This window comes from Nocardia sichangensis, from assembly GCF_047200615.1.
GTDB classification, from domain to species: Bacteria; Actinomycetota; Actinomycetes; order Mycobacteriales; family Mycobacteriaceae; genus Nocardia; species Nocardia sichangensis.
The window spans coordinates 78596-93832 of sequence record NZ_JBJZOK010000005.1 but is presented as its reverse complement, the minus strand read 5'-3'; the positions used below and the strand labels follow the sequence as shown (position 1 = coordinate 93832).

The window sequence follows — 15237 nt, the reverse complement described above, 5'->3', positions numbered from 1 at the left end:
GAACGGCCGGTCACTGCCCGATCGAACGCACCCAGTCGACGACGGCGGCCCGGTATTCGGCGGTGTTGCGCGCCAGATTGACCGAATGCCCGCTGCCGGGCAGCACGAAGGTGCGCAGTCGTGCCGCCGGGCCGAAGAACGGCGCTTCGGTGGCGCGCAATGTCTCGGCATCCGCGCAGACGGCGTACGCGGGGCCGCACGAGAGCCGGTCCCGACTGCCGTTGACGACGAGAACCGGGACATCGATGAAGTTGCTCATCGGGGGAAGGGTGGAGGTCAGGCCGTCGGGATACTCGGTCGGCGAGAAGACCTCCTTGGTGGCCTCGTCCACCGCGAGAACTTCGGGGTCGGCAGTCTCGGGAGCGAAGAAATCGGCCGCGCGGGTACCGGGCCGCGTCGCCAGATAGCCCGCGTCGTAACCGCGCCCAGCGAATTGCGGATCCTCGGCGGCCTGGTGGTAGGTGGAGATGACGCCGAGCACCTCGGACACGTTGAGCGCGTGGGAGTAACCGGTGAGCAAGACGCCGTCGACGTCCTGGTAGGTGGTCGCCTCCAGGACATCGATGCCCGAACTGAGGGAATGACCTCCGGTGATGACCTTGCTGAACGGGGGCGCGCCCGCAAGTCCGGCGCGCAGGGACCGGACGATGTCGTGCAGGGCGCGGGCGGAGACCGTCGCCGTCACCTGCGTGCTCGGTGGGCGGGTGCTCGCACCGTTGCCGAGCCGGTCGACCACCAGCGTCGCGATGCCCGCGGCGTTCATCGCCCGCCGGAAGCTGTAGGTCTCCGGAGCGTAGGGGAAATCCCAGTACGTGGCGTTGTAGTTGGAACCCGCGATCAGCACCATGACGGTGTCGGTGGCGCGCGCCGTGGGGGTGCACAAGGATCCGGCCATCTCGCCGAGCGGAACGGGGATGGAGACCGCTGTGCAACGACCCGGCGCGGTGTCTTCGGCGTGGGCAGTGCTCGGTGTCAGGCAGAGAAGTATGGCCGCCGCGGACACGGCGATCGACCGTAGCGAGGTTCGCACGCGACGCAGGCTATGCGTGAACTTCGCCGCGCGCAATACCCGCGGACGCCGGATCCGGTCACGCGTGGCGTCCGTAAAACATTTTCCAGCAGGCGATTTCGGTGTGCGACCCACGTGCTGCCTCGGACGCCAACGGGCTCCGGATATTCGTGAACGCCGTCGATCGCGAGTGCTGCCCATGGCCGTATGCCGCCAGTCCCGGCGGATCGTGCCGCTGGTTGCCCGGCGAACGGCGATACCGCGCACAATGTTCCGTGGCTATCGCATAGTTGATGCCGCACGCGTGTACTCGGCCGCGCCCGATATCGCTTCGGGACAGCGGATGTCCGGGACGACGCGATGGACAAGGAGCGCGGAAACGTGGGTGCGACGGGACAAGGGGCGGGTACGCGGACGGTGCACTTCGTCGGAAGTTTTCCGGCCGAAAGCACGGACGTCGCGATGCGGGCCATGCTGGACAGTGCGGGGACGCGACTGCGGACCCTGCCGACGGGGGAGACCCGGCGCTACGAGTTCTACATCCAGCCGATCATCGAAGACCTGGTCGACCAAGGGGTCCTGGCGGTGAAGAAGCAGGGGACGTGGGGCTCGAGCAGGCAGCGGACGATCCACCGCGTGGCGCGGGGCGCCGAATTGCCCAGCGAAGCCATGGATCTCGGCTATCTCGGCGAGGCCGAGGAGGCGCTGCCGATCTTTCGCGCACTGCGCGCCGAGCACGACCTGCCCGGTCTCGCACTCCAGATCGGCATGCCGACCGATTTCACGCTGACGTTCATCGCGATGGGAGCCGCCGGCGTGCGGCGGCATCGACGCGCCTTCCTCGACGCCACCGTGCGGGACATCACGGCCATTCGCGAGCTCGCCGGTGACGACGTCGTCGTGCAGCTGGAAGCCACCGCGGAACTGGTGCTCATGGCGAAGTCACAGCCGTTGCACCGGCTGACCGATCGGGTGCTGGGGCTGGGGGAAGGGATCGCGGCCCTGGCCGCGGCCGCCCCCGAAGGTACCCGTTTCGGGGTGCACCTGTGCCTCGGCAGTTTGCGCAACAAGGCACGAGGCCGGTTGCGCGATGCCCGGCCGCTGGTCGATCTGGCCAATTCCGTCGTCGGCCATTGGCCGCGGGGGCGCGTCCTGGAATACGTGCACGGTCCGCTCGCGGCGGGCGACGTACCTCCATCGGAGAAAGCGGAATTCTATGCGCCTTTGGCGAAATTGGCCCTCGATGCCGGTACGAATTTCTACGCGGGGTTCGTGCACGACGTTCCTACCGAGGCACAGCAGACGGAGACATTGCGGATCATCGAGAACGCGCTGGGCCGTCCGATCGACGGCCTCGCTTGCGCGTGTGGTCTGGGTCGCCGTCCCCGCCCGGTGGCGGATGAGCTGATGGCGCGAACGGAGTTGCTAGCGGCGGTCGGCGAGTGAGTCCGTGCGCGCGTGCTCGACAGCGCCTGAAACAACGTTCCCTGCAATGTCATTCGATACGCGAGTGCCTTTTCAGGGCCGAGAACCGAGGCGACGGCCCGCGACTGTTTTGCTAGGATCATGATCGGGGCGATCGGGAGGTACGGTGTCCGGCATGGAGCGAGCACCGCGCGGCGTCGATCCGAACCTGCCGAATTCCGCGCGGGTATACGACTATCTCCTGGGCGGCAAAGACAATTACGAGGTGGACCGGGCGGTCGCGCACCGCATGCTGTCCATCGCCCCGGATACCCGAACCTTGGCCTGGTTCAGTCGCCAGTTCCTGGTGCGTGCGGTCCAGTCGGCCGCCGAGGCGGGGATCCGGCAGTTCATCGATCTGGGCGCGGGTATCCCGACGTCACCGAACGTGCACGAGGTCGCCCACAAGACCGACCCTTCGGCGCGGGTGGTGTACGTCGATTTCGACCCGGTCGTCTACGCGCACTGCAATGCCCTGCTGGCGCAAGCGGACGGGGTGACGGCGATGCTGGGTGACGTTCGCCGTCCGGACGACATCATCGACCGGCTGCGCAGCGGTGGTTCGATCGACTTCGACGAGCCGGTCGCGATCACGCTCGTCGGGGTCCTGCATTTCGTGATGGACGACGAAGGGCCGGCCGAGATCGTCGCTCGGCTGCGGGAAATCATGGCTCCGGGAAGCTATCTGGCGTTCACGCACGGCTCCGACGACAGCAATTCGGACTTCATCGACCAGTCGTCGTCGGATACCGCCAAATCCTCGGCCCAGGTGGTCTATCGGTCTGCGCCCGTGGTCGAGTCGTTCTTCGAGGGGTTCGAGATACTCGAGCCCGGTGTGGTTCCCCTGCAACAGTGGCTCGGCGACGACCTGCCGGAAACCGGGTTGGTGCTGCTCGGCGGGGTGGTCCGCAAGGCATAGGGCGGGCCCGCCGACTAAGGTCGGCGTATGTCCGAAATTTCCACTCTCGCCGACCGGCTCGCCATCGTCGATGTGATCACCAAGATGTTCGTGTACACCGACCAGAAGCGCTGGGAAGACTTGTCGGCGGAGGTGTTCACGCCGACCGTCGATTTCGACGGCGGTTTCGGCGGGCCGGTCGGGGAGCGTGCCACCGCCGACATCATCGCGGATTGGCGCACCGGGCTCGCCGACCTCGACGGGGTGCACCACCAGTCGGGCAACCATCTCATCGATCTGGACGGCGACGCGGCGCGCGTGCACGCGGACGCCATCGCGGTGCACGTCAAGAATGCCGCGACCGAGGGCAAGACCCGTACCTTCGTCGGCAGCTACTCCCTCGGCGTCGAGCGCACATCGCAGGGGTGGCGGGTCAACCGGTTCCACTACCACCTCAAGGTGATCGACGGGAACGCCGACCTGGTCTAGGCCCGGCGCGAATCCTGCACGGCCGTCGTGTGATCGGTCGTGCGGGTGTCACCGGCGCGCGGTCGTCACGGTGTCGTCGTCGGTTGCGTCTCCGGTCGAGTCGGCGCCGGTTTCGCCGTCGCGCGTGAGCGCCCCGGCGCCCACACCCCGATCAGGGCCGCGGCGACGAAGGTGACAATGCCCAGCGCCAGCGCTGACTGCTGGGCGCCGTGCACGAAGGCCGATTCGGCGAAGTCGGCCAGGGGCGCGGCTTGCGGGCCGATCCGCTCGGTGACCTGCAGCGCCGCGCCCGCACCGGCGACACCCGCCCACAGCCCGACGGCATCGCCCCGGCGCGACTCGGGAAATCCGGCGGTGATAAGGGACAGCGTCGAGGGCATGACGAGAGCGGCGCCCACCCCGGCCGCCGTCCGGCCCGCGATCAACCAGCCGGGCGTGTGCAGCAGCGCCGGGGCCGCCGAGGCAGCCGCGAAGACGAACAGACCGGTGATCGAGGCGCCGCCCGCCGGTCCGCTGCGGCAACGGCTGATCGAATTGCTCAGCAGGCAGGCGGCGGGCTGCGCACGCGGCTCATCGAGCAGTACCGCAAGCCGTTCGACGAGCTCTTCGGCGATCCGGACGTGCGCGCCCAACTCGGCGATCCGGACGTGACGTTCGCGCTGACCCAGCTCGTCGGCCCGATCGTCTTCGCAAGGCTGGTCGGGCTCGAACCGATCGGCACCGCCGACTGCGCACGACTCGTGGACGACTTCTTGGCAGCCAGGGCGAGCGACCACGACCGTCGCGGCTGATCGAGCGGGGCGCGTGGACGAGGACGATCCGGACGGCAGGTAGCATCGGCGTGCTCGGCGGACGACGAGGAAACCGGTGAAAGTCCGGTGCGGTCGCGCCACTGTGGAAAGCCAGACCCTCCCCGGCGAGCAGCGAACCCCCCGATGGGCGCGTCACCCGAGGAAGGCTGCCACCCGTGATTGTGCTGTTGTCCACATCCGACACCGATCTGCTCAGTGCCCGCGCCAGCGGAGCCGACTATCGGTGGGGAAATCCGGCTCGCCTGCTGGTCGACGACCTGCCCGGCCTGCTCGACGGCGCCGATCTGGTGATCGTGCGCATTCTCGGCGGCAAGCGGGCCTGGGAAGACGGGCTGGAGGCGCTGCGGGCCAGCGGGATCCCGCTCGTCGCCCTCGGCGGCGAGATCGCCCCGGACGCCGAATTGATGGAATGCTCCACCGTCCCGGGCGGCGTCGCGGCCGACGCGCACAACTACCTGGCCGCCGGTGGCCCGGAGAATCTGCGCCAGCTGCACAATTTCCTGTCCGACACCGTGCTGCTGACCGGCCACGGCTTCGAGCCGCCGATCCAGTTGCCCAGTTGGGGCGAATTGGATCGGGTCGCCGCTGAGCATCCCGATGGGCCGACCGTGGCGGTGATCTACTACCGCGCCCAGCATCTGGCGGGCAATACCGCCTACGTCGACGCCCTCTGTACCGCGATCGAACAGGCGGGCGCGCGGGCGCTGCCGCTGTACTGCGCGTCGCTGCGCACCGCCGAACCCGCGTTGCTCGAAACGTTGCGCCGCGCCGACGCGCTGGTGGTGACGGTCCTGGCCGCGGGCGGCACCAAGCCCGCCATCGCGTCCGCGGGTGGCGAGGACGAGGCGTGGGATGTCGGCGCGCTCGCCGACCTGGATGTGCCCATCCTGCAAGGACTGTGCCTGACCACGGGCCGCGCCCAGTGGGAGGCCAACGACGACGGGCTGTCACCGCTGGACGTCGCCACCCAGGTGGCGGTGCCGGAATTCGACGGGCGGATCATCACGGTCCCGTTCTCGTTCAAGGAATTCGACGCCGACGGCCTGTCCACCTACGTCCCCGACGCCGAGCGCGCCGCCCGTGTCGCGGGCATCGCGACGCGCTACGCGCGGCTGCGTCACATCCCCGCCGAACGCAAGCGCATCGCCGTCATGCTGTCGGCCTACCCGACCAAGCACGCCCGCATCGGCAATGCCGTCGGTCTGGACACCCCGGCCAGCGCGATCCGCCTGATCACCGAAATGCGCTCCGCTGGTTACGATCTGGGCGCACCCGGCGAGATTCCCGGCCTGGACGAACAGGACGGGGATGCGCTCATCCACGCCCTGATCGCCGCCGGAGGCCAGGATCCCGACTGGCTGACCGCCGAACAGCTGGAGGGGAACCCGATCCGCATCGGCGCAGCGACCTACACCGCCTGGTTCGACACCCTGCCCGGCGACCTGCGCGAGGCCGTCGTCGAAGCGTGGGGCCCGCCGCCGGGCGAACTCTACGTCGACCGCTCCGCCGACCCGGCCGGTGAGATCGTCATCGCCGCAATGCGTTTCGGCAACGTCGTACTCATGGTGCAGCCGCCGCGCGGTTTCGGCGAGAACCCCGTCGCCATCTACCACGACCCTGATCTGCCACCCAGCCACCACTATCTGGCGGCCTACCGGTGGCTCAGCGCGCCCGAGGGTTTCGGCGCCGACGCGATGGTGCACCTGGGCAAGCACGGGAACCTGGAGTGGCTGCCCGGCAAGACGCTGGGTATGTCGGCCTCCTGCGGCACTGATGCCGCTCTCGGTGATCTGCCGCTGATCTATCCGTTCCTGGTGAACGATCCCGGCGAGGGCACCCAGGCCAAACGACGCGCGCACGCCACCCTGGTGGACCATCTGATCCCGCCGATGGCTCGCGCCGAAACCTACGGCGACATCTCGCGACTGGAGCAGCTGCTCGACGAGCACGCCAACATCTCGGCCCTGGACCCGGCCAAACTGCCCGCGATCCGTCAGCAGATCTGGACGCTGATGCGCGCCGCGAAAATGGACCACGACCTCGGCCTCACCGAGCGTCCGGACGAAGAATCCTTCGACGACATGCTGCTGCACGTCGACGGCTGGCTGTGTGAGATCAAGGACGTGCAGATCCGCGACGGCCTGCACGTTCTCGGCTCGGCTCCGGCCGGGGAGAGTGAACTCGACCTGGTGCTGGCCATGCTCCGCGCGCGTCAGCTGTGGGGTGGCGAGCGCACCGTGCCCGGCCTGCGCGAAGCCCTCGGCCTCGACGAGTCGGGAGGCGAGGCGCGTGAGCGCGTGGATGCCGTGGAGGCGCGTGCCCGCGCGTTGGTCGCGGCGTTGCAGGCGGCGGACTGGTCGCCGGAGGCGGTCGACGGTATCGCCGACGACCCGCAGGTGCGCCTGGTGCTGCGGTTCGCGGCCACGGAGGTGGTGCCGCGCCTGCGGCAGACCGGCGTGGAGATCGACCGCGTCCTGCACGCGCTCGACGGTGGGTTCATCCCGGCAGGCCCGAGCGGGTCGCCGTTGCGCGGCCTGATCAACGTCCTGCCGACCGGGCGCAATTTCTACTCGGTCGATCCCAAGGCCGTGCCGTCCCGGCTGGCCTGGGAGACCGGGCAGGCCATGGCGGAATCCCTGCTGGAGCGCTACCACGCCGACCACGGTGAATTCCCGCGGTCGGTGGGTCTGTCGATCTGGGGTACCTCCGCGATGCGCACCTCCGGCGACGACATCGCCGAAGTGCTCGCACTGCTGGGCGTGCGGCCGGTCTGGGACGAGGCCAGCCGCCGCGTCCGCACGCTCGAGGTGGTCTCGCTCGCGGAACTCGGCCGCCCCCGAATCGATGTCACGGTGCGCATCAGCGGCTTCTTCCGCGACGCCTTCCCGCACGTGCTCGCCCTGCTGGACGACGCGATTCGCCTGGTCGCCGATCTGGACGAGCCGCACGAGGACAACTACGTCCGCGCGCACGCCCAGGCCGATCTCGCCGAGCACGGCGACCAGCGGCGCGCCACCACCCGCATCTTCGGTTCCAAGCCCGGCACCTACGGGGCGGGCCTGTTGCAGCTGATCGATGCGAAGAGCTGGCGCACCGACGACGACCTCGCCGAGGTCTACACCACCTGGGGCGGCTACGCCTATGGGCGCGATCTCGACGGCGCGCCCGCCGCGGAGGACATGCGCGGCGCGTATCGCCGGATCGCCGTGGCGGCCAAGAACACCGACACCCGCGAGCACGACATCGCCGACTCCGACGACTACTTCCAGTTCCACGGCGGCATGGTGGCCACGGTGCGTGCGCTGACCGGCAAGAACCCGGAGGCCTACATCGGCGACAGCACACGCCCGGACGCGGTGCGCACCCGGACGTTGTCGGAGGAGACGGCACGGGTGTTCCGGGCCCGGGTGGTGAACCCTCGTTGGCTCGAAGCCATGCGCAGGCACGGCTACAAGGGCGCGTTCGAAATGGCCGCGACCGTCGACTATTTGTTCGGCTACGACGCCACGACCAACGTGGTGGCCGACTGGATGTACGAAAAGCTGACGGAGAGCTACGTTTTCGACGAGGCGAACCGAAAGTTCATGGAGCAGTCCAATCCCTGGGCGCTGCACGGGATCACCGAACGGTTGCTGGAGGCGGCCGAGCGGAAACTGTGGGAACGTCCCGAGCAGGACACGCTCGATCGACTGCGGCAGGTCTACCTGGAGACCGAAGGGGAGCTGGAGTAGGGTCCGCCCATCCCATTTTCCGGATTCGTCACGAAATGCGCTGTCGTGCAGGGCATCTTGGGAATACCAACTGTCCGAAGCAGTGATGTGTAACGTCTATAATCGCTGATGTTCCATGGCTGTACCCAGGTAACGACAGATCGATTCTGCTGAGGATGGGAAAGCTCATGAAGTTCAGGAAATTGGTAGCGACCACGCTGCTGACCATCGCCGCCACCGGCGTCACGGCGGCTACCGCCTACGGGCAGGCCGAAATCTACGATCCCGCGCTCGGCGACGACGTCGTGGCCTCCTCCGTCGTCGTCGCGCCGGACCGGTCGAGCGCGACGCTGACGCTCGCCTCCGGCACGTTCGCCGTCACACCGGACGTGATCACCGTGCTCGCGCCGGACGGCGAGGTGGTGGCGACGGTGCCGACCACTCTGCGATCCGCGATGGGGCAGCAGGTCGCCGTTGCTCCGGAAATCAACGCGGACGCAACGACTTTGACCCTGACTCCGGTCGGCGCCGCCATTCCGGAGCCGGGTGCGCCGCAGTTCGTCGGTGATGCCGGGAGTGCCCTGGGCGGCGTGCTGATCGGCTGCGCCATCGGCGCCGTGGTCGGCCTGATCTTCCTCATCATCGGCGTGTTCCCCGGCTGCGTGCTCGGCGGCCTCATCGGCGGTGTCGCGGGCGCGGTCCGGTAGTACTTCCGCGTGAACTGTGCGATCGGCCCGCTCCCGGTATCGGTCCGGTGGCGCGGCCGATCGCCATCTCGACGCCTAATGGCATGGGCGGACGTACGTAGTCCGTCTTCAGCCTGCGCATGGCCGGAGCGAAGGCGGAGGTACGCCTAACCCGCCTGGGTCATGCACGGCTCGACAGTGAAGTCGAGGCCGAAATTGTTCAAGGTCACCGGCAGCGGAGCGTCCGGGTTGGGGCGCGGCGTGGACCGCAGCCGGAAGTCGGCCGACGTCAGCAAGTGCGCGAGCAGCGTGCTGGTGACGAACAGCACCAGGTTACGGCCGGGGCAGTCGGCGGGGCCCGCGCTGAACGGCACGAGTTGGGGATACTGCTCCGCGCGGCCGTCCAGCCAGATCTCCGGGACGAACTGGTCGGCGAAGGGCAGCAGTTCGGCATCCCGGTGGAACGCAGGGACCGCGATCATCAGCGCAGCGCCCGCGGCGATGGTGAAGCGCTCGTCGCCGTCGCGCCACTCGGTATCGGCGGTGATGTCGCGCAGCAGCATGGGTGTGGTCGGCCACAGCCGAACCGACTCGAGGACGCAGGCGCGCAGATAACCGCGCAGGTCGACGCGTTCCGGATCGACGGCGTCGGCGAGTGCGCGGGCCTGGTGCTCGGGGTGAGTGCTCAGCACCGCCAGTGCGCGGCTCAGCGCGATGCCCGCCGCGTCGAAGGCGAACAACCAGTGCGGTATCTGCCCGACCGGATCGGTGGCGCCGCCCGCGGGCACCGCGGCCAACGCTCCGGCGAGACTGTCCGGCGAAGCGGACTCCACGTGGCGGTACAGCCGGTTGGTGAACTGGTCGCGCTGCCTGCGATGCGCAGGCGCGAGGAACGACCAGTTGCCCGCCGAGCGCAGCCGGGAGAGTTCGTCGGTGAGCACGGTGTCGTCGCGTCCTCGCTCGCCGAGCACGATCCGCCGCACCAGCCGCCACCAGCGCGTGGTGAACTGCCGCGCGTCCAGGTGGCCGCGGTGCAGGGCGGACAGGATCAACTCGCGCGCCTCCTCCGCGATCGCCTCGGCGAACGGACCGGCCAGGCGATGCAGCGGCTCGGCCGAGTCCAGCGCGGCCTCGTTCACGGCGCGGCGCTGGTCACGGATCGGTCCCTCCGAGAGCAGGACGCCGTGCGGCTGGAACTGGCGCAACGCGGCGCGCTTCTCCCGATTCGCCGGACTGAACGGCGTCGGCGCGTCGGCCAGCACCCGTCCCACGTCATGCGGATCGAGAACGACCACGATCCGGCGACCCGGCACCACGAGCTCGACCGGGCCGGCGCCGAACTCGCGCCGCAACTGCCGCACGCGCTCGATCGCCCTGGAATCGGCTCCGGTGCGTTCCAGCAGGCCCAGCACCGGCCTGCGCCGGGCGATGACACCCGAGGCGACCGAGGCGAATCCGAGATCCGCCAACGCCGCCACCGCGGGCACTCCCACCAATCGGTGTTCGCGGGTTTCTGCCATACGGCCTCCTCCCGGTGCGCTCTGGTCGACACGGTGCCGACGACCGGTCACATACCCGGCGACACGGGGTCGAAACCGCGTCGCGGGCTGAGCGGCACCGATGCGGTGCCGGGAAGCTCAGTTCGGCGCCTGGGTCTCGTTCACCGCGAGCGCGTCCTCGACCGAGTCGAACACCGTGAGCAACCGGTCCAGCGCGGTCACCTCGATCGGCCTGCGCGCGGCGTCGCTGGGGACGACGCGCAAGCCACCGGAGCCGGTGGCTTCCGAGGCCGCCAGCAGGACGCTCAGCCCGGCGGAGCCGAGGAACCCGACGTTGGTCATGTCCACCACGACGGCGGCGGGTGCGTCGCGTAGCGCCTCGTCGAGAGCCGATTGCAAGCGCGGCGCGGACGCCATGTCTATCTCGCCGTGCACGGTGACGACGACCGTGTCCTCCGCCGACCGCACCTCGACCTCCAGCGCCCGGGGCGCGCTTTCGGAACTCACAATCCACCTCCCGTGCCGGCGACGCGTCCTCGGCAGTACGCCACGTCGACCTCCGCTCCGGTTCACGTCTCTTGCGCACGGGTTCTCGGCGCAGAGAGCGACCACTCCGCGGCCAACTTACCCCATCCCGTCGTGCGCTAATCACACTGTGCGCCCGGTCGCGCCTCCGACCAGGCGGTCTCGTGCGGCCGGACAAGCTCGTTGCGCCGGTCCGACGGCTGCCCCGATCGTCGCTCGGGGCAGCCGTGACACAAGAGCCGACCTGAAGGGGCCGATCCCCATCAGCGGCGCGACGAAGCATGCCCGTCGTGCACCGCCGAGGCGGACGATCGACCTCGGTGACGGGTGCGGCTTCGTGATGACGCTGGGATTCAGACGCACACCGAATTGCCGCCGTGACTCGAGAACGTCGAGTCACGGCGGCAGTGATTTCGAGCTGCGGCGATGCGCCGCGTTATTCCGGCCAAGTGCCGGTGAGCGATTCGTAGCCCGTCGCGCCCGCGCGGTCGATCGCGGCCTTGACCAGGCCGAAAACCGCGCCCTGCAATGCCGCGGCGAAAAGCACCTCGCGCCAGGAATGATCCCGCGCGGTCGACGTCGGGGCCTGCCGCTCACCGGTGATCTGCTTCCACACCTTGGTGAACACGGCGTTCGCCGCGAGGCCGCCGAGCACGCTGATCAGCAGGCCGAGTGGTTTGTAGAGCGTCTTCATCGCCGCCTCCGCACGATCTGCCAGACCACGGCCGCGAGCACCGCCGCGCCGAGGGCCGCGGGAATCGGATGGGCGCGCAGTGCGCCACCGGCCTGCCTGCCGCGTTCGGCCACCGGCTCCGGTGTGGCCGCCGCCACTCGGTGGACGAGGTCGGCCGCGCCCGTCCTGGCCTGCTGGGCCTTGTCCGCGACGGTGAGCGCCGCCTCGGACGCCGCGTGCTGAGTCGCCTCGACGGCGTCGTGCGCCTTCTCCTTGCTGCGCGCGGGCACATCGAGTTTGTGGCCGAGCTCTTCGACGGTGCGGCCGAGATCCGCCCTGGCCTGGTCGCGGTCGCGCCGCAGGGCCGCGACGTCGTCGGTGGGCCGCTCGGCCCCGGGTCGGCTGTCACTCATCCCCGCCTCCTGTCCTTGATCACCTCGATGTCCTCGCGAATGCCCTCGACCGCTTCCTGCGGGATCGGCGGATTCGCCTCTTCGACGCTCTTCTTCCCGGCCAGACCGAGCGCCGCCGCGACCACCAGCAGCGCGCCCGCGACGATCAGCGCGGACGCCCAGCCCGGCAGCACCTCGGTGAGGCCGAGCACCGCCGCGGCGACCAACGCCGCCCCGCCGTAGAACGCCAGTAGCGCCGCCACGCCCGCCAGGCCCGCTCCGAAGCCGAACCGTTTGCCCTTCTCCCGCATCTCGACGCGAGCGAGCTGGAGTTCGTCGCGGATGAGCCGGGACACCTGGGTGGTGGCGTCCTCGACCAGTTCGCTGACCGACCGTGCGTTCGCGGGCGGGCGAACCTGTGTCGTCCCGGTCATGAGACCTCCTTCGGCATGTCACACCTCCTGCCCGGCGACTACCCGCGCGTCCGAATTCCAATCGGAGGCCGCGGCCGGTCCGGCGGGGAAGGGGTGTGCGACGCGCGAAGCGGCCGGCGCCAGACCGTAGCTCGCGCTGAAACCGAAGCCGTTGCGGCGCAAGCCGAATCGCTACGAGGTCATTCGATGAACGGGCCGAGCTGCGGAATCGCCTCGATCGGGTGCCGCGCCCGCAAGCCCGCGCCGACGTCCTGGAAGTGCCAGGCGCCCTCGGTGCGACGCACTCGGCCGAGCACCAGGCCGGTGTGCGAGCCGCCGCCGGTCAGCTCGTGGCGGGCGAGCTGGGTGCCCGCCACGGTGTCGATCACTCGGCAGTACGCGTTCGCGATCCGCTCGAAGGTCTGGCCGGTGTAGCAGGTGATGAGGAACAACACCGTCGTCACCTGCGCGGCGAGGCGGGACAGATCGACGCTGATGATCTCGTCGTCGCCCTCGCCTTCTCCGGTGATGCTGTCGCCGTGCAGACGGACGGCCCCGTCGGTCGAGCTGAGCTGCTCGTGGTACACGACGTCGACGAGCCGGTCCGCGGCGAAGAGCAAGGCCGCGACGTTGAGATCGATCTCCTCGCGCCGGCCGAAGAAGCGCGAACGGGTGGCCGGATCCCAGCCGAGCGCCACGGTGACGTGTTCGAGCGGGACGCCACGATCGTCGCGGAGCTCGGTGCGCATCGGTGATCTCCTCTGCGTCGGAAAGCGGGCGCGGGCGCGGCGGCCTCCGGCGCGTCCGCCGACGTTCCGGGCCGAAACCATCGGAACGACTTCGGCGGACCAGGAGCGTACCCGTTTTCGGTTCAAATATGGCGAGAATCCAATCCGCGAGACGGTGCGCCGCGAAGTCAAGGCATGCGGGTTGGCACGAGACAGGTGCGCCCAGACCGCGGTGCGGGTCCATCCACGCATGGTCGTACGCCTGCGGAGTCGGCGGTCCGTTCGCGCGTCGAGGTCGCGGCGAGGCCGCGATCGGCGCACCCAGGGCTGCCGGTCGGGTCGGTCGAAGGTGACCGGCGATGACCGGCGCCGAGCCGTGTCGCGCGAATCTGCTCGATCTGGCGTACCCGTACGCGATGGACGCGGTGGCCGAGATCGAGCGCAGGCGCATCGAAAACCGCGTCGCGACAGCCGAATCCGGCACCGCAGCGGCGTTCGCCGGCGCGGTGCGGCGTATCCGGGACACGTTGGCGGCACTGAGCGCGACCGCCGCGGTGAATCCGCCAACCACCCTCGAGTCGAAGATCCTGCGGGCGATCGATGATTCGAGTCCGAGCGCGGACCAGCGCGGCCGACCACGCAGCGCATAGCCACCGTGGTGCTCAGCTGAGCGGCGCTCCGGTCGCCGGTGTCGCGCGGGAACTTCCCGGCTGGTCGCAGCCTTCGAGGGTCGAGCGCGCCACCTCCTCGACGACGTCGTCGATCTCCCCGCGCGCCCGCAGCGCCGCGATCTGTCGGTGCGCGCCGTTGCCGCGCGCGAGCAGGCGGCCGAACGCCTCGTCGACGAATCGGCGGTCGCCCGCGTCCTCCAGCGCGGGCGCGGCGTAGTCGATCAGCCGGCACAGCAGGTCGCGCACGGGCGCCACCGTGCCGTCACGAGGGTCGACGCCGTCTCCGGCCAGCCCCGAACGCGCTGCCTTCCAGTACGCCGCCCGCAACATCTCCGCGGGCACCTGCGGCGCGAGCTGCCCCGCCGCCAGCGATCTCTCCGCCATCACGACGACGGCGCGCACCAGCGCGGCCAAGAGCGCGGTCTCCTCGACGGTGGCCGGAATGTCGCTGACCCGTATCTCGACGGTCGGGAACGAGACCGAGGGACGGACGTCCCAGTAGACCATCTGCTTGTCCAGGATGCTGCCGCTGTTGAGCATCATCGCGACCATCGCCTCGTAGTGCCGCGCGGATTCGAAGTACGGAGGCGGTCCAGCGCTGGGCCAGCGCCGCCACAGGATGCTGCGCCAGCTGGCGAAGCCGGTCTCGGTGCCGCGATAGATGGCGGAGTTCGCGGTCATCGCGAGCAGTTGCGGCAGCCACGGCCGCAGGTGGTTGCTGACCTGGATCGCGGTTTCGACGTCGGGGATGCCGATGTGCACGTGACAGCCCGACAGCCCCTGCTCGTGGGCGAGCATGCCGAAGTTCTCTTCGATGCGCTGGTAGCGCGGGGTCTCGGTGACCGGGAACTCGTGCGGGACGGTGGGCGGGATGCCGACCGCGAGCAAGCGGGCGTCGTTGCGCTCGGCGCAGGCGGCGATGCCACGGCGCAGGTCGCGCAACTGCTGGTGCAGTGCGCCGATATCGGTGTGGACCGCGGTGCTGGTCTCCACCTGACAACGGGTGAGTTCGAGTTGCAGGTCGATGCCGAGTTCCTCCGCGGTACGCGCCACCTCGACATTGCGTGCCAGCGGTTCGCCGGTGCGCGGGTCGACGAGCAGGAACTCCTCTTCCACCCCGATGGTCAGCCGCCCATCGTCCATGGATTGGCATTACCCACGGGCCGACGGGCTAGTCAACCGAACGAGTCGCGTTCGCCGATCGGTTGCCGGTCGGCTTCGACGCGGTTTGAACGGCCGGAGGGCGGCAACGCGAACGACGAGGGGCC

The 15237-nt window shown here is 69.4% G+C and carries 15 protein-coding genes and 1 pseudogene; 7 read left to right on the top strand and 9 right to left on the bottom strand.

What is annotated here, in order from left to right:
- Window positions 1-10: 10 nt before the first annotated feature.
- The gene (locus ACL03I_RS08940) at window positions 11-1030 is read right to left on the bottom strand and encodes an alpha/beta hydrolase (RefSeq protein WP_412805639.1); all 1020 of its coding nucleotides are present in this window, start codon (window positions 1028-1030) and stop codon (window positions 11-13) included.
- A gap of 360 nt (window positions 1031-1390) precedes the next feature.
- Here ACL03I_RS08940 and ACL03I_RS08935 point away from each other — a divergent pair, with 360 nt between their 5' ends.
- The 3 genes from ACL03I_RS08935 (at window position 1391) to ACL03I_RS08925 (ending at window position 3860) form a co-directional block, all read left to right on the top strand.
- Window positions 1391-2455: a hypothetical protein gene (locus ACL03I_RS08935; protein WP_364428254.1), complete on the top strand. Its 1065-nt coding sequence runs from the start codon at window positions 1391-1393 to the stop codon at window positions 2453-2455.
- A gap of 154 nt (window positions 2456-2609) precedes the next feature.
- The gene (locus ACL03I_RS08930) at window positions 2610-3392 is read left to right on the top strand and encodes an SAM-dependent methyltransferase (protein ID WP_412805638.1); all 783 of its coding nucleotides are present in this window, start codon (window positions 2610-2612) and stop codon (window positions 3390-3392) included.
- 27 nt (window positions 3393-3419) lie between these two features.
- Window positions 3420-3860: a nuclear transport factor 2 family protein gene (locus tag ACL03I_RS08925; RefSeq protein WP_355077603.1), complete on the top strand. Its 441-nt coding sequence runs from the start codon at window positions 3420-3422 to the stop codon at window positions 3858-3860.
- Window positions 3861-4132: 272 nt separating this feature from the next.
- On the opposite strand, the pseudogene ACL03I_RS08920 reads toward ACL03I_RS08925, so the two are convergent.
- Window positions 4133-4351 (bottom strand): annotated as a pseudogene (locus tag ACL03I_RS08920) (MFS transporter); the annotation flags it as partial.
- Between the two features lie 129 nt (window positions 4352-4480).
- Between ACL03I_RS08920 and ACL03I_RS08915 the strand changes: the two are divergent.
- From ACL03I_RS08915 to ACL03I_RS08905, 3 genes are all read left to right on the top strand, one after another.
- On the top strand, window positions 4481-4651 hold the full coding sequence (locus tag ACL03I_RS08915) for a hypothetical protein (RefSeq protein WP_412805637.1): 171 nt from the start codon (window positions 4481-4483) through the stop codon (window positions 4649-4651).
- 176 nt (window positions 4652-4827) lie between these two features.
- Window positions 4828-8403 (top strand): cobaltochelatase subunit CobN, encoded by a 3576-nt coding sequence (cobN, locus tag ACL03I_RS08910; RefSeq protein WP_412805636.1) that lies wholly within the window; start codon window positions 4828-4830, stop codon window positions 8401-8403.
- Window positions 8404-8570: 167 nt separating this feature from the next.
- Window positions 8571-9089: a hypothetical protein gene (locus tag ACL03I_RS08905; protein ID WP_356962095.1), complete on the top strand. Its 519-nt coding sequence runs from the start codon at window positions 8571-8573 to the stop codon at window positions 9087-9089.
- A 146-nt stretch (window positions 9090-9235) separates the two neighbouring features.
- Here the strand turns inward: ACL03I_RS08905 and ACL03I_RS08900 are convergent, their stop codons facing one another.
- The 6 genes from ACL03I_RS08900 to ACL03I_RS08875 form a co-directional block, all read right to left on the bottom strand.
- A complete protein-coding gene (locus ACL03I_RS08900) occupies window positions 9236-10588 on the bottom strand; it encodes a cytochrome P450 (RefSeq protein ID WP_355077609.1) in 1353 nt (450 codons plus the stop codon).
- Between the two features lie 117 nt (window positions 10589-10705).
- Window positions 10706-11074 carry an STAS domain-containing protein gene (locus ACL03I_RS08895; RefSeq protein ID WP_355077611.1) on the bottom strand — a complete coding sequence of 123 codons (369 nt, stop codon included), beginning with the start codon at window positions 11072-11074 and terminating at the stop codon, window positions 10706-10708.
- A 454-nt stretch (window positions 11075-11528) separates the two neighbouring features.
- Entirely contained in the window at window positions 11529-11786 is a 258-nt protein-coding gene (locus ACL03I_RS08890; protein ID WP_355077613.1) for a DUF4235 domain-containing protein, read from the bottom strand.
- Window positions 11783-12178, bottom strand: coding sequence for a DUF3618 domain-containing protein (locus ACL03I_RS08885; RefSeq protein ID WP_355077614.1), 396 nt, complete (start codon window positions 12176-12178; stop codon window positions 11783-11785). Before ACL03I_RS08885 ends, ACL03I_RS08890 begins: the two co-directional genes overlap by 4 nt.
- A complete protein-coding gene (locus ACL03I_RS08880) occupies window positions 12175-12591 on the bottom strand; it encodes a phage holin family protein (RefSeq protein WP_412805635.1) in 417 nt (138 codons plus the stop codon). Before ACL03I_RS08880 ends, ACL03I_RS08885 begins: the two co-directional genes overlap by 4 nt.
- Window positions 12592-12770: 179 nt before the next feature.
- The gene (locus tag ACL03I_RS08875) at window positions 12771-13319 is read right to left on the bottom strand and encodes a TerD family protein (protein WP_412805634.1); all 549 of its coding nucleotides are present in this window, start codon (window positions 13317-13319) and stop codon (window positions 12771-12773) included.
- 338 nt (window positions 13320-13657) lie between these two features.
- Between ACL03I_RS08875 and ACL03I_RS08870 the strand changes: the two genes are divergently transcribed.
- Window positions 13658-13948 carry an RskA family anti-sigma factor gene (locus ACL03I_RS08870; RefSeq protein ID WP_364428226.1) on the top strand — a complete coding sequence of 97 codons (291 nt, stop codon included), beginning with the start codon at window positions 13658-13660 and terminating at the stop codon, window positions 13946-13948.
- A gap of 12 nt (window positions 13949-13960) precedes the next feature.
- Here ACL03I_RS08870 and ACL03I_RS08865 read toward each other — a convergent pair whose 3' ends face one another.
- On the bottom strand, window positions 13961-15112 hold the full coding sequence (locus tag ACL03I_RS08865; protein WP_412805633.1) for a carboxylate-amine ligase: 1152 nt from the start codon (window positions 15110-15112) through the stop codon (window positions 13961-13963).
- Window positions 15113-15237: the final 125 nt, after the last annotated feature.